Below are 19,110 nucleotides of genomic sequence, written 5' to 3'. Positions count from 1 at the left end.
CAGTTTCTAAAGTTTTTATAGTAACTTGCTAATATATTGCACATTTTCCTCAGGAAGCCAAGTTACTGTCCGGCCTCTCTTGTTACCTCAAGGAACACCCGTTTTGTGCATTAGGTAACACTTTTCATCAACAATCGCCTCGAATCACCCCGCCGGTGAGACCTCTCCATGCCGGGAACCGAGCCACTCTATCAGCAGAACGAGTGCAAAGCCGGCCGTCGCCATAAGCAGCGCCAGTAGCACCTGGGGATCCTGGCCGGCCTGCTCCGCAAAGGTCGAGGGCCAGATACTCGCCTCATTCAGGGGCACTTGTTCACCAGAGCTGTTAGTGCGCCAGCTGAGAGTCTCCTTCCAGGGCCAGACCTTGTTGAGCGCTCCGATCATGAAGCCCGTGAGCAAGGCGAGCACAAGATCATGAAAATGATGGAACGCCCAGGTTATCAGGCGGGCGATGGATAAAAGGCCCACCACGCAACCTGCCATAAACAGAAGCAGAATGCCCGCATCCACCGATTTGATCGCGGCCAGCACGGGCGCGTACATACCGATAATCACCAGGATGAAGCTGCCCGAGATGCCAGGAAGAATCATGGCGCAGATGGCCAGCGCACCGGCCCCAAAAAACGCCAGAGTGGAGGGCGCGACTTCGCTGGCAGACAGGGTGGTTATCCACCACGCGATAGCAATGCCGAACAACAGCGGAACCAGCAGTGCGGCCTTGTAGTGTCGCACCTGACGCCCGACATGCCACACCGAAGCGACGATCAATCCAAAGAAAAAGCTCCAGATCAGGATTGGATAGGCCACCAGCATATAGCTGATGCCAGATGCCAGGGTAGCAACACTGGTCAGAACGCCCGCCAGCAGGGCGACCAGAAAAGTTCCGTCACAGGCGTGCCAGAACCGACTGAACCGGCCTCGAAAAAGGTCATGGAAGACTGCTCCGGGAACCGCGTTGATAGCTTCCAGCAGGCGGAAATAGATACCGGTAATGAATGCAATGGTGCCACCGGAAACCCCTGGAACGATATCAGCGGCTCCCATGGCGATTCCCCGCAGAAACACGGCTGCAGGGTGGTGGCTGCGTGCAATATCGTTGTCCCGGTTTGGTTTACTTGCTGAAGAGTCGATCATGATTATCGGACAACCCCGCCCAGAAGCGGCACAAACCGGACCGGCTCCAGCTCCTTGTGATCAAAGTGATCTCCCCGCCGGGTTACCTGCACCAGCACCTGGTTCTCCTCACCTACCGGGGCAATCAACACGCCACCGTCTGCCAGTTGGGCGAGTAATTCGCCTGGAACTTCAATGGGCGCTGCCGTCACGATAATGCCGTCGAAAGGGCCACGTTCGGGCCAGCCCATGCCACCATCAGCATGTTTCAGGAACACGTTTCTGGCGTTCAGTTGTCGCAACCGGTCCCGGGCCCTGTCCTGAAGAGCCTTGATCCGCTCGACGCTGTAGATTTCAGCGAACAGGCGGGAGAGCACCGAGGTCTGGTAACCGGACCCGGTGCCAAGCTCCAGGACCCGTGAGGGCCCGTGAGCCAGCATTAATTCAGTCATGCGCGCCACTATATAGGGCTGTGACAAGGTTTGGCCGTAACCAATCGGTAGCGATGTATCTTCGTAAGCCCTGTGGGAAAGCGCCTCATCCAGGAAAATGTGTCGTGGCACCTCTCCCATAATCTCAAGTACCCGGTCCGATTCGATGCCGGCTTCCCTGAGGCGCTGAACCAGTCGCATCCGGGTGCGTCGGGAGGTCATCCCGATGCCTTCGAGCTGCGCTGTCATCCCCGCCCCTCCAGCGAAACCTCCAGGGTATCGACCCAATCCCGGAGCCGAGAGAGCGCCTCATGCCGGGTCATGTCGATGTGAACCGGCGTAACCGAAACATAACCTTCGCGGACGGCGTTGAAATCGGTGCCGGGACCGGCGTCACCGCCGACACCTGCCGCCCCGATCCAGTAACGCTCTTTGCCGCGGGGACAGGTCATCGGAACGGCACCCTCTGCCCGTTCCCGGTGGCCCAGCCGGGTCACCCGAATGCCAGCCAGCTCCTCCCAGGGAACATCCGGGACATTCACGTTGAGAATGGAGCGCGGCCCCAGCACCAGGGGACGCTCGTTCTCGAGCAGCATCCGGACAACCCGGGCGGCGGTCTCGTAGTGAAAGTGGCCATCGTTGACGAGGGAGACGGCAATGGCAGGGAGTCCTAGGTGGCGACCCTCGGTTGCTGCCGCAACGGTACCGGAGTAGATGATGTCGTCGCCCAGGTTGGCGTGGGTGTTGATACCCGACACCACCCTGTCGAACGGCTCACGGAACAATCCGTTTACCGCCAGATGGACGCAGTCGGTCGGTGTTCCATCGACTGAACGGAAACCGTTAGGATGTTCCTCAACCGTCAGGGGGCGATTGAGCGTCAGGGCGTTACTGGCGCCGCTGTGATCCCGGTCAGGCGCCACGACCTCAAGCTCACCCAGTCCTTTTAAGCCATCAAACAGGGCTATGAGCCCCGGTGAATGAACGCCGTCATCGTTCGACAACAGAATACGCACAGTGTTCTCCGCTAGCCTTGTTGTTCGTTGTGTCGGCCGAGGCTCATGTCCTCAAGCTCGAAAATATCACTCAAAATCGTTGTCGCGTACTGGCCGGGCGAAAGAAAAAACGCCAGCTCCAGACAGTCGTCAGCGAGCCATCGCCAGGAGAGGCTCTCCGGCTTTACCGCCAGTGGCCGTCGCTCCGGTTTCATCCGGGTGACCGAAAACAGGGCGGCCAACTCCGGGGTTTGCGCGACAATGCCCCGCTCGAAGGTTTCCAGTGGCCCGGAAGCGGTGGTACCGCCGTCACCCCACAGTGGACCTGTCGCTCCTGCCTCGGCCCAGCTGCCATCGTCTACCCGAGCTGCCAGCACCTCGTTAAATAGCCAGGAGCGCGCTGCCGAAAAATACAATACGTTTTTCGAGCCGTCGCTGCCAGCTCGCTTTTTGCCACCCCGGCCTTTTCCGCCAGACCGGACACGTCGGTTCAGGGTAGCGGGATCCAGATGCACCGCACGGTTAAGGTTAGCGCCACCATTGCCAAACCGTTGGGGGCCAAAGTAGTTTGGAGCACCAATATCCCCGAGACGCTCCAGCGCTCGGTCAATAACCTGGCGCTCACCAGAAACGGCCCTCAGGATGATCGTGAAGCCATTGCCCCTGTGCTCCCCTCGCCGCAACTTCCTGGCCTGCCGGGAAGCCGCCAGAACCAGCCAGCGTTCGCCAATCTCCCGGATCAGGACGGCGTCCTGATCCTCGCTTCCGGGACGGTACAGACTGAACCACTGGCGGGTCACAGCATGCCGATCCTTGAGCCCACAGAAACCGACATCAAAGTGACGACACCCGGCGATCCTGGCCAATTCGCGGGCAACATACTCTGTGTTATCTCCCACTTTCTCCAGTTTCACACAAAGATGCTCGCCACTGCCTGCGATTACATCGCCCTCGACGTCCGGGTCGCTTTCCGACAGCTCCAGCAATTCGTCGACAATGAAATGGTCCGGGGCGGTTTTCAGGCGGCCAGAGGCAACACGACCGCCGCCGGAGGTTGGCCAGTCAAGACGCCAGTCGCTCACGATTCCACCGGTTCAAGCAAGCAGATCGCCTGGCAGGCAATGCCTTCACCGCGCCCCGTAAAACCCAGCTTTTCCGTGGTGGTGGCTTTCACGCTTACACGACTGGGCGGCACGCCAAGATCTTCGGCAATGTTCAAACGGATGGCATCGATATGAGGTGCCATTTTGGGAGCCTGGGCAATGATTGTGGTATCCACGTTAACGACGGAGAAACCTTCTTCCCGGACACGGTTCACAACCCGACGCAAAAGGTCCCGGCTGTCGGCACCCGCCCACTCATCACTGGTGTCCGGGAAGAAATGCCCGATGTCGCCAAGCGCGGCAGCGCCCAGCAATGCATCCGCCAGCGCATGCAGCAGGACATCGCCATCGGAATGGGCCTTCAGCCCGCGAGAATGCGGAATGCTTACGCCGCCAATAATCACAGAGTCGCCTTCGCAGAAGGCATGGACATCGAAGCCCTGACCAATACGCATAATGTGCTCCGGAACACTCCGAAAGTTCAGAATTGGCTAAGAATGAAGCCTGCCAGTGCCAGATCCGCGGGCACGGTGATCTTGATATTGTCAGGCCGCCCTTCAACCAGCACCGGCATGTTACCCGAAAACTCCACGGCGGAGGACTCATCGGTCACCGGAAGCTCCCCGGCAAGAGCAGCCTCCAGGGAATCAAGAAGAATACGGTAGCGAAACATCTGGGGCGTCAGAGCCCGCCACAACCCAGTGCGATCAACGGTCTCAATCACTTCCGGAAGCTCACCAGTACCGGCTTTCTTTACCGTATCGGCAACCGGAGAGGCGAGCAGCCCCCCAACAGGATGGCTGTAGAGCCGGTCAATCAGATTGGAAAGATCCCGGGTATGAAGGCAGGGCCTGGCCGCATCATGCACAAGAACCCAGTCGTCATCTTTTACCTGTTCCGCCATGGCATGCAGCGCCGACAACACCGAACCAGCTCTTTCGGAACCGCCCGTACAGGTCTGGATTCGGCTATCGCCGCTGGCCTCGGTATCCGGCCACCAGTGGTCGGCCGGATGCAATGGCACCATGCAGCCGGAAAAAGGCGCGGAATCCATCAGTCGGGAAAGGGTGATGTCGAGAATGAAACGTTCGCCAATCCGAAGGTACTGTTTCGGTTGCTCAGCCTGCATACGCTGGCCGATGCCAGCGGCAGGAACAATCAGCCAGAGTCTCGGGGCAGGCATAGACAATCAGTTTTCAACAACCAGGAAAAAGGTCTCTTCGTCTCTTATCAGGCCGAGGTTCATTCTGGCCCGTTCTTCAACGGCACCCTGCTCGTTACGCAGATTCCTGACTTCGGCATAGAGACGTTCATTGCGGGTAGCCAGCTCGGCATTTTCTTCACGTTGCTCGGCGATGGACTGCTCCAAAGCCCATACCTGCGCAAAGCTGCCCTCCCCGACCCACAGACGCACCTGCAGCAGGAGAATCACAACCACCATTAGGGTCCAGAGCAACTTCATTGCCGATTCCGTTCAAAAATCAATCAATCAAAATACCAACGTCGGACGTTGAGTATAGACCTTAGAGTAGATTAGCAACAAATTCTTCTAACTGTCTGTACAAAAAGGCCATCGTGTCCGGACTTTCGCCCAGAACACGATGGCCTTAAGAGTTTTTCGCCAATTACCGACCCGGCACTCTGCCAGAATCGGTGGAATCAGTCGATCAGCCCTGCCCTTTGATCTCGCTCAGGCCACGGTAAGGCGCCTTACCGTCCAGCGCTTCTTCAATGCGCAGCAGCTGGTTGTACTTGGCAACACGATCCGAGCGGCACAGGGAGCCGGTCTTGATCTGGCCCGCGCAGGTCGCCACCGCCAGATCGGCAATGGTGGTGTCCTCGGTTTCACCGGAACGGTGTGAGATCACTGCGGTAAAGCCGGCATCCTGCGCCATCTTGATGGCATCCAGGGTTTCGCTCAGGCTGCCGATCTGGTTGAACTTGATCAGGATGGAATTACCCACGCCCTTCTCGATGCCCTGCTTCAGGATTTTGGTATTGGTCACGAACAGATCGTCACCGACCAGCTGAACCTTGCTGCCGAGCTTGTCGGTCAGAACTTTCCAGCCATCCCAGTCGCTCTCGTCCATGCCGTCTTCAATAGAGACAATCGGGTACCGCTCGCACAAACCTGCCAGGTAATCGGCAAAGCCTTCAGAATCGAAGCTCTTGCCTTCACCGGACAGCTGATACTGGCCGTCCTTGTAGAATTCGGAAGACGCACAGTCCAGGGCCAGGGTCACATCGGTACCCAGCTTGTAACCGGCTTTCTCAACCGCTTCCTGAATCACCGCCAGCGCGGCTTCGTTGGAAGGCAGATTAGGAGCAAAACCGCCTTCATCACCAACCGCTGTGTTCAGGCCCTGGGCCTTCAGCACTTTCTTCAGGCTGTGAAAAATCTCCGCGCCAACACGAAGGGCTTCAGAGAAGCTCTTGGCGGAAACCGGCTGAACCATGAACTCCTGGATATCCACGTTGTTATCCGCGTGCTCGCCACCGTTCAGGATGTTCATCATAGGCACCGGCATGGAGAACTTACCAGAGGTACCGTTGATGTCTGCAATATGCTCATACAGCGGCTTGCCAAGGGAGATAGCTGCAGCCTTGGCCGCCGCCAGGGAAACCGCCAGAATTGCGTTGGCGCCCAGATTGGCCTTGTTCTCGGTACCGTCCAGGTCCAGCATGATCTGGTCCAGAGCACGCTGATCAGCCGCATCTTTGCCTACCAGGGCCTCGCGGATCCTGCTGTTCACGGCTTCTACGGCCTTCAGAACACCTTTGCCAAGGTAGCGGGAGGCGTCACCGTCACGCAGTTCCAGCGCTTCGCGGGAACCGGTAGATGCACCTGACGGCGCACAAGCACTGCCCACCGTTCCGTCTTCGAGGATAACGTCTGCTTCGACAGTCGGGTTACCGCGGGAATCCAGAACCTCACGGCCCTTGATGTTGGCAATCTTGGTCATTCTTCTCTGTCTCCAAGTTCATGTTCAAATTTGGGAGTCAGAACGAGCGGGAACGGCCCTGCGAAAACCGCTACAAGCACATCCCTGTGCGCTTGTTTCGGGCCATCCATGGCCCTCTACATTTTCGCAGGGCCGTTCCCGCTCGCTCCCATAGTCCGCGTAAAACGCCAACACCGCCAATCAGGCGGTGTCGATAGGTTTAAAACTTTTTACCAGATCATCCACAGCTTTCACCCGCTGCAGGAAGGGCTCCAACTGACTGAGCCGCAAAGCGCAGGGGCCATCGCATTTGGCCTTGTCCGGGTCAGGGTGGGCTTCCAGGAACAGGCCGGCCAGGCCCTGGGACATACCTGCCAAAGCCAGATCCGTCACCTGGGCACGTCGGCCACCGGCGGAATCCGCTCTTCCGCCCGGCATCTGCAGGGAGTGGGTCACGTCGAACATCACCGGTACGTTCATGGCTTTCATGATGCCAAAGCCCAGCATGTCGACGACCAGGTTGTTGTAACCGAAGCTGCTGCCCCGCTCACACAGGATCACCTTATCGTTGCCGGCTTCCTCGCACTTGGTGATGATGTGCTTCATTTCCTGGGGAGCCAGGAACTGGGCTTTCTTGATGTTGATCACTGCACCGGTTTTCGCCATGGCGACCACCAGGTCCGTCTGGCGGCTCAGGAAAGCCGGCAACTGGATGATGTCGCACACCTCCGCTGCCGGAGCGGCCTGGGCCGGCTCGTGGACGTCCGAAATAATGGGAACACCAAACTTTCTTTTGATGTCCGCCAAAATCTGCAGCCCTTTATCAAGGCCAGGACCACGAAACGAATTCACCGACGAGCGGTTGGCCTTATCAAACGACGCCTTGAAAACGTAGGGAATACCCAGCTTGCCGGTGGCCTCAACGTAGGCCTCGGCAACCTCCATGGCCAGCTCCGGCGACTCGAGGACGTTCATGCCACCAAAGAGCACAAACGGCTTGTCGTTGGCGACGTCGATTCCCGAAACGTTTACGGTGCTCTGCGCCATGCTCAGGATCCTTTCTTGCAGGCCAGTGCTGCCTCAACAAAGCCCTTGAACAGCGGATGGCCGTCCCGGGGCGTGGAGGTAAATTCCGGATGGAACTGACAGGCGACAAACCAGGGATGATCCGGCGCTTCAACCACTTCTACCAAACGGCCATCGGTCGAACGCCCTGAAATCTGCAGACCGGCCTCTTCCAACTTTGGCAGGAAGTGGTTGTTCACCTCGTAACGATGGCGATGACGCTCGCGAATGGTTTTCCTGCCATAGCAGTTGGCAATGGTCGAGCCTTCGGTAAGCACGCAGTCCTGGGCACCAAGACGCATGGTCCCGCCAAGATCAGATTCTTCTGTACGCTCTTCACGCTCTCCGGTGGAATCCAGCCATTCGGTGATCAGGCCCACCACCGGCTCCGGCGTGTGCTCGCGGAATTCTGTGCTGTGAGCGTCGGTAAGACCTGCCACGTTCCGGGCGTATTCAATAACAGCAACCTGCATACCCAGGCAAATACCGAGGTAAGGCACCTTGTTCTCACGGGCATACTGAACCGTGCGGATCTTGCCTTCCACGCCGCGCTCACCGAAACCGCCCGGCACCAGAATCGCGTCGGCACTGGCCAGCGCACCGGTGCCATCACGCTCGATGTCTTCGGAATCGATGTAGTTGATATTGACCTTGGTGCGGGTCTTGATGCCGGCGTGCAGCAAGGATTCGATGAGGGACTTGTAGGCGTCAAGAAGCTCCATGTACTTGCCAACCATGGCAATGGTCACTTCCTGCTCGGGATTCATCAGTGATTCAACAACGTTGTCCCACTCACTGAGATCCGCAGGACGGGCATCCAGACCGAATCGTTCGATGACGAGCTGATCCAGGCCATGCTCATAGAGCATTCGCGGAATGGCGTAAATGGATTTGGCATCCTGGAGAGGAATAACCGCCCGCTCTTCGACGTTGGTAAACAGGGCAATCTTGCGACGTGAACTGGCGTCCACCTCGTGCTCGGAGCGGCACAGCAGGATATCCGGCTGCAGACCGATAGAGCGCATTTCCTTGACCGAGTGCTGGGTGGGCTTGGTCTTGATCTCGCCCGCAGTGGCAATGTAGGGAACCAGGGTCAGGTGCATGAAAAGTGCACGCTGGGGGCCGACTTCCACTTTCAGTTGGCGGCAGGCTTCGAGGAACGGCAGGGATTCAATATCGCCTACCGTTCCACCAATCTCGATCAGCGCTACGTCGGCGCCAGCAGCACCTTCAACGACCCGCCGCTTGATCTCGTCAGTGATGTGGGGGATTACCTGCACAGTTCCGCCCAGGTAGTCGCCACGGCGCTCCTTGCGGATCACTTCCTCGTACACCCGACCGGTGGTGAAGTTGTTGCGCTTGCTCATCGGGGAGCGGATGAAGCGCTCATAGTGGCCCAGATCGAGGTCTGTTTCCGCGCCATCCTCGGTGACAAAAACCTCACCGTGCTGGAACGGGCTCATGGTGCCGGGGTCCACGTTGATGTACGGGTCCAGCTTGAGAATTGTGACCTTCAGGCCGCGTGCCTCGAGGATCGCAGCCAAAGAGGCTGATGCGATACCTTTCCCCAAGGAGGACACGACACCGCCGGTGACGAAAATATAACGCGTCATGCAGATTCCGTGATTGTCTGGTTCGGTGAAGGAGGGAGATTGTCATCTCAAGATGGGACGCCAGACTACCAGAAAGGCCCCATTGACTCAATCACATTCCCGCTCTACGACCAGCCGCCAACCGGCGGCATGGGCGCCTCCCGAGTATTGTTCAGAACACCATAAATCGCCAATGGCAACGAGCTCCGCGGCCTCCCCGAAACCGGCGAAAACCAGCGGCAGACGGGCCCTTTCCCACGGTGGAGCGCCGACTTCCTGCAGCCATTTCTTGAGCGAACGGGACGGCCCATCGGGACGGAAACGGACCCGCTCGCCGCCCTGCCTCGTAAATATCCGTATTGGCGGCAACGGCCGTTCCGGGGTAGCGACAGCTTCCAACCTGAGGGACCATTCTCCCCACTCCACAATGCCACCCGGTTCCAGAGCGACCGGAACGTCCGGTAACGGGCCGCGGTCAGGAACCAGGCAAAGATCGCCCTGAAAACGGCGCAGACTGAAGCCGTCGGACCGGAACTCCGGCTCCCGATCCTCTGCGGCAAACAGCAGGTCCCGAATGACCTGCTGCCAGTCACCTGGAGTGGGCGCATGAAACCCGCGCTCCCGTGCCCACCAGCGGATCAGATTCTTCTGCTCCGCCAGAGGCAGCGTTTTCAGGCCATCAACGGGGAGACGGTCCCGGTCGCCGCCTACAGCCTGCCACTGCAAAGCGGCCAGCTTGCGGTTCAGCGCTTCGCTCTCGGCACAGGACTCCGCCGTGTGCCGCAGCCTGCGATTCAACCCCGACCAACGCTCCCGCAAGAGCGGCAACACAGTGTGACGCAGGAAATTCCGGTCAAATCGCTGGTCGGTATTGCTGGGATCATCAATCCATGACAGACCGGCGACCCCCGCCCAGCGCTCGAGTTCGGCCCTCTCAAACCCGAGCAAAGGCCGGACGAGGGTCGCGGGGCCCAGCGCACGCCGGGCCGGCATGCCCGCCAGCCCGGCGACACCGCTGCCCCTGAACATTCGGAACAGGACCGTTTCAGCCTGGTCATCCCCATGGTGAGCCATCAGAACTAGGTCGCCCCGCCCGACCAGAGCCTCGAGGGCGGCATAGCGGACCTTGCGTGCGGCTTCCTCAATGCCCGCACCCGCGCTACCCCCGCCATCGACGGTTACCCGCTCAACCACCAGCGGCACGCCCAGTCGCTCACATTCATCGCGACAGAATGACTCGGTATCCGATGCGTTGGGTTGAAGCTGATGATTGATATGGATCGCCCGGACAGCGCCGGGTCGACCATGACAGTAAGTTGCCAGATGCAATAGCAGGGTGGAATCGAGGCCGCCGCTCAGGGCGACCCAAAGGCGGGTGTGATCAGGGAGTTCTCTGACCGGGGCACACAGGGCCTCCGGCCAGTGGAATCCGGAGACGGGCTCAGCGCCCGGTGTCATAGCGGGTCAGCCGCTCGTAGCGGCGGGATACCAGCTCATCCAGTGGCAGGCGGCTGAGTTCAGCGACACCCTTTGCCAGAACCTCCTTGAGGGATTCCGACATTTTTTCGGGGTTGCGGTGTGCACCGCCGAGAGGCTCGGTTACCACGTTATCCGCCAGCCCCAGATCTCTGAGCCGGTCAGCCGTAACACCCATGGCCTCCGCGGCCTGGGCGGCGTATTCGGCACTCTTCCACAGGATCGAAGCACAGCCCTCTGGAGAAATAACCGCGTAGGTGGAGTACTGCAACATGTTCAGCTGGTCACAGACACCGATGGCCAGCGCGCCACCGGAACCGCCCTCACCGATCACCGTGGAAATAATGGGCGTCTTGAGTCGGGACATCACGGCCAGGTTGAAGGCAATGGCCTCGCTCTGGCCCCGCTCTTCCGCACCAATGCCAGGATAGGCACCCGGCGTGTCGATGAACGTGAGAATAGGCATCTTGAACCGCTCGGCCATTTCCATCAGGCGCAGGGCCTTGCGATAGCCCTCAGGGCGCGGCATGCCGAAGTTACGCTTGACCTTGTCCCGCACTTCCCGGCCCTTCTGATGACCAATCACCATCACCGGCTTGTCGTCCAGCCGGGCAGTGCCGCCCACGATGGCCAGGTCGTCTGCGTAACGGCGGTCGCCGTGCAGTTCATCGAAATCCTCAAACATGGATTCGATGTAGTCCAGGGTGTATGGCCTGCGGGGGTGACGGGCCAGTCGCGCGACGTCCCAGGGCTTGAGATCGGAGAAAATGCTCTCTGTGAGGCTGACGCTCTTTTTCTTCAGCCGGGTGATCTCGTCGGTGATATTGATGTCGGTGTCATTGCCAACCATCCGAAGCTCTTCAATCTTGGCTTCCAGGTCGGCGATTGGCTGTTCGAAATCCAGATAGTTAGGGTTCATGATGTTCCATCATTTTTTGCCAGGCGGGAAAATGCTCCGCCAAACCAGAATTTGACACAAAGATAGCAGCGCCCGGTCAGTGGCTAAAGCGGACATTGGTATGAGTCCGCTATCTGACAAACTTTTAATTTTCAGCTTACTCAATCATAGACCAGTTCTACCGACTGGTCGCCTACGAGGTAACGTAGCTCCAGCAGCAGGTTGTCATCCGGCTGCACCCGCCAGGACTCACCCAGCTCGATCCGGGTTGACGCCTCGGGGCTGCTGTACTCAATCCAGACCGGGCTGCCCTCACACCGGAACGGCCTGAGGGTGGTGTCCAGTTTCTCCAGAAGTCCGTTCTGTAGCTGATCCGCGTGCAGATTCAGCTTCAGTCCGCGGCTGAACTGCTGGCGAGCGCTCGCCACATCCATCACCGAGCTCACGCGCATCTTCATCTGGCCGGAATAGTCGTCATGGCTGACCTGCCCTTCCACCACAATCACCTGGTCGGACTGCAACAGCTCCCGATTTTCAAAGAAGGCTTCCGAGAACAGGGTCGCCTCTATCCGGGCGCTCCTGTCGTCCAGCGTAATGAAACACATGGTGGAGCCGGTGCGGGTTTTCATGGTGCGCTGGGCAACCACCAACCCGGCGACCCGCTGGGGAGACTTGTTCGGCTTGAGATCGGCAATGGAGGACCGGACAAACCGACGAACCTCTTTCTCATATTCATCAAACGGGTGGCCGGTCAGGTACAGCCCCAGCGTGTCTTTCTCACCCTTCAGCCGCTGCTTCTCAGGCCACTCGCGCACACCGGCCACGTCCTCGTAGGGGTCGCCACCGTCGCCCGCCTCGAGCATTTCACCGAACATATCCATCATGCCAACGGATTCGTTCCGGGATTGCTGGCCGGCCTGTTGAACGGCCTTATCGATGCTGGCCATCAATTGAGCCCGGCTGGCGCCAAGCTTATCCATGGCGCCGCACCGGATCAGCGCTTCCATGGCGCGCTTGTTGACCTTTTTCAGGTCAATGCGTCGGCAAAAATCGAAAATATCCTGATAGGGCTCGCCATCACCACGCCCTTCGACGATGCTCTGGATCGGGCCCTCACCCAGCCCCTTGATTGCCCCCAGGCCATAGACAATCTGACCCTCGTCGTTGACGGTGAAGGTGTATTCCGAACGACTGACGTCAGGCACCAGAAGATCCAGCTTCATATTCCGGCACTCTTCCACCAGCGTGACCACCTTGTCGGTGTTCTGCATATCGGCGGTCAGTACCGCGGCCATGAATTCCGCCGGGTAGTGGGCTTTCAGCCAGAGGGTCTGGTAGGACACCAGTGCGTAGGCGGCCGAGTGGGATTTATTGAAGCCGTAACCCGCAAATTTTTCCACCAGGTCAAAGATGTTTTCGGCCAGGGTGGTATTGATCCCGTTCTGCTCACAGCCATCCAGGAAAAACTGCTTCTGCTTGGCCATTTCTTCAGGTTTTTTCTTGCCCATGGCCCGGCGCAACATATCAGCGTTACCGAGGCTATAACCCGCCATCACCTGGGCGATCTGCATGACCTGCTCCTGGTACAGGATAACCCCGTAGGTGGGCTCCAGGACCGGCTTGAGGCCCTCATACTGATAATCCGGATGCGGGAAGGACATCGGCTGGCGACCGTGCTTACGGTCGATAAAATCATCCACCATGCCCGATTGCAGCGGCCCCGGCCGGAACAGGGCCACGAGGGCGATCATGTCTTCCAGGGAGTCCGGCTGGAGACGGCGAATCAGGTCTTTCATGCCCCGGGATTCCAGCTGGAAGACCGCCGTGGTTTCCGCTTTCTTGAGCATGTCGAACGAGGGCACGTCATCCAGCGGAATCTCGTTGATGTCGAGCGACCGCATGCCCTTCTTTTCCCGGCGCGGATTGATCATGTTCAGCGCCCACTTGATGATCGTGAGCGTCCGCAGGCCCAGGAAGTCGAACTTCACCAGCCCGGCGTCTTCCACGTCGCCCTTGTCGAACTGGGTCACCAGGCTTCCGCCCTCATCGTCGCAGTACAGGGGGGAAAAATCGGTGATCTTGGTAGGCGCGATCACCACACCACCGGCGTGCTTACCCGCGTTCCGGCACACACCCTCCAGCTTCAGGGCCATTTCCCAGATTTCCTGGGCTTCCTCGTCGTTCTCGAGAAACTCTACCAGCTGTGGTTCCTGCTCCAGGGCTTTCTCCAGGGTCATGCCTGGTTCGAAGGGGATCATCTTGGAAAGCTTGTCGGCGAGGCCGTAGGATTTGCCCTGCACCCGGGCAACGTCGCGCACAACCGCCTTCGCGGCCATGGTGCCGAAGGTAATGATCTGCGACACCGCCTCTCGTCCGTATTTCTGGGCGGTGTACTCAATCACCCGATCCCGGCCTTCCATACAGAAGTCGACGTCGAAGTCGGGCATGGAGACCCGTTCCGGATTGAGGAACCGCTCAAACAGCAGGTCGTATTCCAGGGGGTCCAGATCGGTAATCAACTGGGCGTAGGCCACCAGCGAGCCGGCACCGGAGCCCCGGCCCGGCCCCACGGGAACACCGTTATTCTTGGCCCACTTGATGAAGTCCATCACGATCAGGAAGTAGCCCGGGAACCCCATCTGGATGATGATGTCCAGCTCGAAGTTCAGGCGCTTGTAGTAGGCCTCGCGCTTGGCATCGTATTCCGGATCGTCCTTGCTGAGGGTCTTGGCCAGCCGGTCTTCCAGACCCTCCTCGGAGACCTTCCGGAAATACTCGTCCATGGTCATGCCATCGGGAATCGGGTAATTGGGCAGGAAGTACTCGCCCATCCGAACCTTCACCGAGCAGCGCCGGGCAATCTCCAAGGTGTTCTCGATCGCTTCCGGAATGTCGCTGAACAGCTCGATCATCTCATCGGCGCTGCGCAGATACTGCTGGTCACTGAACCGGCGATCACGGCGCGGGTCATCCAGGGTGCGGCTCTCACCGATACAGACCCTGGCCTCGTGAGCCTCAAAGTCATCCGCCTCGAGGAAGTGGACGTCGTTGGTGGCAACCACCGGGAGGCCAAGGGCACCGGCCAGCTCAACACTCAGGTGCAGGCAGTCCTCGTCTCCGGGGCGGCCTGTGCGCTGTAACTCGAGGTAGTAGCTGTCAGGGTACAAATCCATCCAGTAACGGGCCCGCTCGCGGGCCAAATCCGGTTTGCCCGCCATCAAAGCCTTACCCACATCGCCCATTTTCGAGCCAGAGAGCGCAATCAAACCGTTCGCCCTCGCCTCAAGCCACTTGCGCTGGATGATTGGTTTGCCAAATCGCTGCCCTTCGGTATAACCCAGGGAAATGATTTCGGTGAGGTTGAGATAACCATCATTATCTCGCGCCAAAAGCGTGAGCCGGAACGGGTTCTCGGGCTCGTCCGGATTTTCCAGCCACAGATCGGCGCCAATGATGGGTTTGACGCCCGCGCCCATGGCCGTCTTGTAAAAGCGTACCAGCGAGCACATGTTGGATTGCTCGGTCAGGCCAACAGCCGGCATGCCCAGCTCGGCAACACGGCTGATCAGCGGTTTAACCCTGACTAGGCCATCCACCATGGAGTACTCGGAATGGACACGGAGGTGTACAAAAGTCTGCGACATAACGTCAGGTTATTCCTGCTGTGTAATTCAGTTAGGGCAGCGGTCTCAACCGCCGATTACGGCCCGGAGTTCTTCTTCGGTCTGGGGTCCAAAACGGGTCTCGACCAGGTCGCCGCTCGGATTAACCAGGAAAGTGGCAGGCAGCGCGACTGGTAGCTTCCAGCCAAACCCCGGCCCCGGATCGTCCGCCAGCATGGTAAATTCAATGCCCATACGCTCGCCCAGTTCGACCAGTGCGTCGCCCTGCACCCCATCAAAATTGACGGCGAGTACGGTAATGTCGGGCGCCTTGTCCAGCTCATTGAGCTCGGGAATTTCCTCTAGGCACGGCTTGCACCATTCCGCCCAGTAGTTAACCAGCACCCACTGGCCGCGCAAGGTGTTCCAGTTCAGTTTTGTGCCTTCTGCCCTCTCAAGCTCGATTTTCTGACAGCCGGACATCAGCAGAATGAGTAGCGCCACGGCCAGAACATGCAGGCCAGAGCGCCCACGGACAGAATCAGGGTACTGCACTGGAAAACCTCCTGTTAGACTACCGGCCACAGAAATCGTGGACTCCATTCAGACAATCAGGCACGAAGATGACAGAACCAACCCGGATTTTCCACAACCCTCGCTGCTCGAAATCCCGCCAAACCCTTGAACTGCTTACCGAACGGGGAGTTGAGCCTGAGATTATACGCTACCTGGAAACACCACCGACAGAGCAGGAGCTCAAGGATATCCTGAATGCCCTGGATCTGCGTCCTCGCGAACTGATGCGCAAAAAAGAAAAAGAGTATAAAGAACAGGACCTGAGCAACCCCGACCTCAGTGATGAGCAGTTAATCGCGGCCATGGTAGCGACACCGAAACTGATTGAACGACCGATTGTGATCGCCAACGGCAAAGCAGCCCTTGGTCGCCCACCGGAAAACGTTCTTTCGATTCTTTAAGCCCGAAAACTTCCCCCGTCAGATCAGAAGGATCGCTGACAATGTCCGAGCAATTGCCGTATGTTCTCGTGCTTTTTTATAGCCGCACCGGCCAGACGGCGGAGTTGGCCAGCCAGATCGGCCGAGGCGTGGCCCGAGTGGCAGGCATTGAAGCCAGGCTGAGGGCGGTAGCGCCGGTTTCACCGGATACCGAAGCGTCCCTGCCGGCAGTGCCGGACTCGGGAGCGCCCTATGCCAGCAAATCCGATCTTGCAAATTGCGCCGGCCTCGCTATCGGCAGCCCCACCCGCTTTGGCAACATGGCGGCGCCCCTGAAGCATTTCCTGGACAGCACCGGCGATCTCTGGCTGAGCGGCACCCTTGAAGGCAAACCGGCGGGCGCCTTTACCTCTACCGGGAGCCTCCATGGCGGACAGGAAACGACACTGATGACCATGATGATGCCGCTGCTACATCATGGCATGGTCGTCTGCGGCCTGCCTTACTCGGAGAAGAGTCTCGGCGAAACGGACACCGGTGGCACGCCCTACGGCCCTACCCACTGGGCCGGTACCGGTGAACAGCAACCACTGAGCACGCATGAGAAAGCCCTGTGCCAGGCCTTTGGGGAGCGTCTGGCGCGACTGGCGCTGAAGCTCGCTGACTGATACGCGCCCGGGTGCGGGACGTACTTTGCTCTACATTTATCGATTCCGGAACACACTATGCTGAACAACCCGAAGGCCCGTATTACTGTGCGGGCGACGATCGCCCTTTATATCGGCGTGCTTGCCACCCTACTGATTACCACGTTCTACCCGGCTCCCGTTGAGGGCGTCTCAATACCCTTGATGCTGGCGGTGAAACTGGTTCCGCTTCTGCCCTTTGCGGTCACGGTCTTTCGCGGTCACAATCGGGGCTATATCTGGATGTCCTTCGTGGTGATCTTCTACTTCACTCAGGCCGTTGTTTCGGCATGGCTGAGCGAAGGCGCCCCGGGGCCGGTCATTTTGACGGTACTGACCTTCCTGTTGTTCACTGTTGCCATGATTCACCTGAAGGTGAACCGGCCGGTGGCAGACGGAAACACACCCTGAACACCTGGAACTGACCCTTTATGGCTGAAACAAGCAACTCCGGAACGGTGCAGCGGCCACCAGCGCCGCCCAGAAGTACCCTGACCCTGAGAGATGTTTGCACCGCGCTTGTTACCAGCGGGGAAATCAGCCAGGAAGATGCCGAGAGGGTACTGTCGGCCAACCTGGGCGCGGCAACCGGCGACGGACAGAAAGGCAAGCGCCATCCGCTGGAGCTGGTGGCGATTGCCGCGTTGACCAGTCATAAGAGCGGTCGCACCCTGGATCTGGATCGGCTGACCCACTGGTTGGCCGACTGGGCGGGGCAATCCTACTACCATATTGATCCCCTCAAGATCGACACACCCGCCATTGCCCGGGTGATGTCTTACGCCTTCGCCCAGCGCCATGGCATCCTGGCGGTTGAGATCGGCGCCGACGAGGTGCTTGTCGCCAGCACGGAGCCTTTCAAGAGCGATTGGGTGCAGAACCTTCAACAGGCCGTCCGCAAGGATATCCGGCGCGTTGTCGCCAATCCCGAGGATATCCGCCGGTACACAGTAGAGTTCTACCAACTCGCCAATTCCGTCAGCAAGGCCAGCGGCAGCCAGGGCCCGGGTGTTGCCGGCAACCAGAATTTCGAGCAGCTGCTCGATCTTGGCGCCAGCGAACACCCGGACGCCAATGACCAGCACGTCGTCAAGATTGTCGATTGGTTGCTTCAGTACGCCTTCGACCAGCGCGCCTCGGATATTCACATCGAGCCCCGCCGCACGGTCACCCAGGTCCGGTTCCGGATCGACGGCGTGCTGCACAACGTTTATGAGTTCCCCGAGCATGTGGGCGTGGCGGTGACCAGTCGCCTCAAGATCCTCGGTCGCCTGAATGTGGCGGAAAAACGCCGCCCCCAGGACGGTCGCATCAAGACCCGCAAACCCGATAACCGGGAGGTGGAACTGCGTCTGGCCACCATGCCGACTGCCTTTGGTGAAAAGATGGTCATGCGGATCTTTGATCCAGACGTGCTTTTGAAGTCCTACGAGCAACTGGGATTCGGCAAGGAAGACCGCCAGCGTTGGCAGGAAATTACTTCCCGCCCCCATGGTATCGTTCTGGTGACTGGGCCAACCGGGTCCGGCAAAACCACAACCCTGTATTCGACCCTGAAACAGATTGCCTCGCCCGAGCTCAACGTCTGCACCATTGAGGACCCCATCGAGATGGTGGAACCGGCATTCAACCAGATGCAGGTTCAGACCAATATCGACCTGACCTTTGCAGCCGGCGTACGGGCGCTGCTGCGTCAGGACCCGGATATCATCATGATCGGCGAGATCCGCGACCTGGAAACGGCGGAAATGGCCGTGCAGGCTGCCCTGACAGGCCACCTGGTGCTATCGACCCTGCATACCAACGACGCCCCGAGTGCGATCACCCGGATGATGGAACTGGGCATTCCGCCTTACCTGATTCGGGCAACGGTACTGGGCGTCATGGCACAACGGCTTGCCCGAACGCTCTGCCCTCACTGCAAATCCCCTGGCCCTGCTGATGAACAGGCCTGGCAAACCCTCACCCGGCCCTGGAAAGCGCCCGTTCCCAAGCAGTTCTACCAACCTGTGGGATGCCTGGAATGCCGGAACACCGGTTATCTTGGGCGGGCGGGCGTATATGAAATCATGACGTTATCTGGCGCATTGCTCAGACAGATTACCGACCATTGCGAGCTGGAGCAGCTCAGACTGGATGCCTACAAGGAAGGCATGAAGTCACTGCGCCTCAGTGGCGCGCAAAAAGTAGCTGCAGGCCAGACTACTGTCGAGGAAATTTTAAGGGTAACGCCCGAAAGCCAGCGGTGAAC

Annotated in this window: 18 protein-coding genes; 4 read left to right on the top strand and 14 right to left on the bottom strand. The window is 58.9% G+C overall.

Annotation, left to right across the window (positions count from 1 at the left end; translation table 11 throughout):
* Nucleotides 1-144 precede the first annotated feature (144 nt).
* The 14 genes from ACWJ62_RS13690 to ACWJ62_RS13625 all read right to left on the bottom strand — a co-directional run bounded on the left by ACWJ62_RS13690 (nucleotide 145) and on the right by ACWJ62_RS13625 (nucleotide 15,772).
* Nucleotides 145-1,134, bottom strand: a complete 990-nt coding sequence (locus ACWJ62_RS13690) for a DUF368 domain-containing protein (protein ID WP_449286693.1) — start codon at nucleotides 1,132-1,134, stop codon at nucleotides 145-147.
* A 2-nt stretch (nucleotides 1,135-1,136) separates the two neighbouring features.
* Nucleotides 1,137-1,793 carry a protein-L-isoaspartate(D-aspartate) O-methyltransferase gene (locus tag ACWJ62_RS13685; protein ID WP_449286692.1) on the bottom strand — a complete coding sequence of 219 codons (657 nt, stop codon included), beginning with the start codon at nucleotides 1,791-1,793 and terminating at the stop codon, nucleotides 1,137-1,139.
* Complete coding sequence (gene surE / locus ACWJ62_RS13680; RefSeq protein WP_449286691.1) at nucleotides 1,790-2,560, bottom strand: 5'/3'-nucleotidase SurE; 771 nt, start codon at nucleotides 2,558-2,560, stop codon at nucleotides 1,790-1,792. The genes ACWJ62_RS13685 and surE overlap by 4 nt, the downstream gene beginning before the upstream one ends.
* Before the next feature lie 11 nt (nucleotides 2,561-2,571).
* On the bottom strand, nucleotides 2,572-3,621 hold the full coding sequence (gene truD, locus ACWJ62_RS13675; RefSeq protein ID WP_449286690.1) for a tRNA pseudouridine(13) synthase TruD: 1,050 nt from the start codon (nucleotides 3,619-3,621) through the stop codon (nucleotides 2,572-2,574).
* Nucleotides 3,618-4,097: a 2-C-methyl-D-erythritol 2,4-cyclodiphosphate synthase gene (gene ispF / locus ACWJ62_RS13670; RefSeq protein WP_449286689.1), complete on the bottom strand. Its 480-nt coding sequence runs from the start codon at nucleotides 4,095-4,097 to the stop codon at nucleotides 3,618-3,620. Before ispF ends, truD begins: the two co-directional genes overlap by 4 nt.
* 26 nt (nucleotides 4,098-4,123) lie before the next feature.
* Nucleotides 4,124-4,825: a 2-C-methyl-D-erythritol 4-phosphate cytidylyltransferase gene (gene ispD / locus ACWJ62_RS13665; protein ID WP_449286688.1), complete on the bottom strand. Its 702-nt coding sequence runs from the start codon at nucleotides 4,823-4,825 to the stop codon at nucleotides 4,124-4,126.
* A gap of 6 nt (nucleotides 4,826-4,831) precedes the next feature.
* Nucleotides 4,832-5,104, bottom strand: a complete 273-nt coding sequence (locus tag ACWJ62_RS13660; RefSeq protein ID WP_449286687.1) for a septum formation initiator family protein — start codon at nucleotides 5,102-5,104, stop codon at nucleotides 4,832-4,834.
* 205 nt (nucleotides 5,105-5,309) lie between these two features.
* Nucleotides 5,310-6,605, bottom strand: coding sequence for a phosphopyruvate hydratase (eno, locus tag ACWJ62_RS13655; RefSeq protein ID WP_449286686.1), 1,296 nt, complete (start codon nucleotides 6,603-6,605; stop codon nucleotides 5,310-5,312).
* A 180-nt stretch (nucleotides 6,606-6,785) separates the two neighbouring features.
* Complete coding sequence (kdsA, locus tag ACWJ62_RS13650) at nucleotides 6,786-7,631, bottom strand: 3-deoxy-8-phosphooctulonate synthase (RefSeq protein WP_449286685.1); 846 nt, start codon at nucleotides 7,629-7,631, stop codon at nucleotides 6,786-6,788.
* 2 nt (nucleotides 7,632-7,633) lie between these two features.
* Nucleotides 7,634-9,262 (bottom strand): CTP synthase, encoded by a 1,629-nt coding sequence (locus tag ACWJ62_RS13645; protein ID WP_449286684.1) that lies wholly within the window; start codon nucleotides 9,260-9,262, stop codon nucleotides 7,634-7,636.
* Between the two features lie 87 nt (nucleotides 9,263-9,349).
* Nucleotides 9,350-10,699, bottom strand: a complete 1,350-nt coding sequence (tilS, locus tag ACWJ62_RS13640) for a tRNA lysidine(34) synthetase TilS (protein ID WP_449286683.1) — start codon at nucleotides 10,697-10,699, stop codon at nucleotides 9,350-9,352.
* Entirely contained in the window at nucleotides 10,683-11,636 is a 954-nt protein-coding gene (gene accA / locus ACWJ62_RS13635; protein WP_449286682.1) for an acetyl-CoA carboxylase carboxyl transferase subunit alpha, read from the bottom strand. The genes tilS and accA overlap by 17 nt, the downstream gene beginning before the upstream one ends.
* Nucleotides 11,637-11,776: 140 nt before the next feature.
* Nucleotides 11,777-15,259, bottom strand: a complete 3,483-nt coding sequence (gene dnaE, locus ACWJ62_RS13630) for a DNA polymerase III subunit alpha (protein ID WP_449286681.1) — start codon at nucleotides 15,257-15,259, stop codon at nucleotides 11,777-11,779.
* 45 nt (nucleotides 15,260-15,304) lie between these two features.
* Nucleotides 15,305-15,772, bottom strand: a complete 468-nt coding sequence (locus tag ACWJ62_RS13625) for a TlpA family protein disulfide reductase (RefSeq protein ID WP_449286680.1) — start codon at nucleotides 15,770-15,772, stop codon at nucleotides 15,305-15,307.
* Nucleotides 15,773-15,840: 68 nt separating this feature from the next.
* Between ACWJ62_RS13625 and arsC the strand changes: the two genes are divergently transcribed.
* The 4 genes from arsC to ACWJ62_RS13605 are packed head-to-tail and all read left to right on the top strand — an operon-like array spanning nucleotide 15,841 to nucleotide 19,108.
* Nucleotides 15,841-16,194, top strand: coding sequence for an arsenate reductase (glutaredoxin) (gene arsC, locus ACWJ62_RS13620; protein ID WP_449286679.1), 354 nt, complete (start codon nucleotides 15,841-15,843; stop codon nucleotides 16,192-16,194).
* Between the two features lie 41 nt (nucleotides 16,195-16,235).
* Complete coding sequence (gene wrbA, locus ACWJ62_RS13615) at nucleotides 16,236-16,841, top strand: NAD(P)H:quinone oxidoreductase (RefSeq protein ID WP_449286678.1); 606 nt, start codon at nucleotides 16,236-16,238, stop codon at nucleotides 16,839-16,841.
* A 57-nt stretch (nucleotides 16,842-16,898) separates the two neighbouring features.
* Entirely contained in the window at nucleotides 16,899-17,270 is a 372-nt protein-coding gene (locus ACWJ62_RS13610; RefSeq protein ID WP_008172908.1) for a DUF2069 domain-containing protein, read from the top strand.
* 20 nt (nucleotides 17,271-17,290) lie between these two features.
* Nucleotides 17,291-19,108 (top strand): GspE/PulE family protein, encoded by a 1,818-nt coding sequence (locus tag ACWJ62_RS13605; RefSeq protein WP_449286677.1) that lies wholly within the window; start codon nucleotides 17,291-17,293, stop codon nucleotides 19,106-19,108.
* Nucleotides 19,109-19,110: the final 2 nt, after the last annotated feature.

This window comes from Marinobacter sp. PE14 (genome assembly GCF_053566155.1).
Note: the sequence above shows the minus strand (reverse complement) of the source record. Positions and strands in the feature narration are given on the sequence as shown.

Coding starts and splice junctions, on each gene's coding strand:
- dnaE (WP_449286681.1), bottom strand. CDS start 15,259: ATGTCGCAGACTTTTGTACACCTCCGTGTCCATTCCGAGTACTCCATG.
- ispF (WP_449286689.1), bottom strand. CDS start 4,097: ATGCGTATTGGTCAGGGCTTCGATGTCCATGCCTTCTGCGAAGGCGAC.
- ACWJ62_RS13605 (WP_449286677.1), top strand. CDS start 17,291: ATGGCTGAAACAAGCAACTCCGGAACGGTGCAGCGGCCACCAGCGCCG.
- ACWJ62_RS13645 (WP_449286684.1), bottom strand. CDS start 9,262: ATGACGCGTTATATTTTCGTCACCGGCGGTGTCGTGTCCTCCTTGGGG.
- kdsA (WP_449286685.1), bottom strand. CDS start 7,631: ATGGCGCAGAGCACCGTAAACGTTTCGGGAATCGACGTCGCCAACGAC.
- ACWJ62_RS13660 (WP_449286687.1), bottom strand. CDS start 5,104: ATGAAGTTGCTCTGGACCCTAATGGTGGTTGTGATTCTCCTGCTGCAG.
- ispD (WP_449286688.1), bottom strand. CDS start 4,825: ATGCCTGCCCCGAGACTCTGGCTGATTGTTCCTGCCGCTGGCATCGGC.
- tilS (WP_449286683.1), bottom strand. CDS start 10,699: ATGACACCGGGCGCTGAGCCCGTCTCCGGATTCCACTGGCCGGAGGCC.
- wrbA (WP_449286678.1), top strand. CDS start 16,236: ATGTCCGAGCAATTGCCGTATGTTCTCGTGCTTTTTTATAGCCGCACC.
- arsC (WP_449286679.1), top strand. CDS start 15,841: ATGACAGAACCAACCCGGATTTTCCACAACCCTCGCTGCTCGAAATCC.
- ACWJ62_RS13690 (WP_449286693.1), bottom strand. CDS start 1,134: ATGATCGACTCTTCAGCAAGTAAACCAAACCGGGACAACGATATTGCA.
- eno (WP_449286686.1), bottom strand. CDS start 6,605: ATGACCAAGATTGCCAACATCAAGGGCCGTGAGGTTCTGGATTCCCGC.
- accA (WP_449286682.1), bottom strand. CDS start 11,636: ATGAACCCTAACTATCTGGATTTCGAACAGCCAATCGCCGACCTGGAA.
- ACWJ62_RS13685 (WP_449286692.1), bottom strand. CDS start 1,793: ATGACAGCGCAGCTCGAAGGCATCGGGATGACCTCCCGACGCACCCGG.
- ACWJ62_RS13610 (WP_008172908.1), top strand. CDS start 16,899: ATGCTGAACAACCCGAAGGCCCGTATTACTGTGCGGGCGACGATCGCC.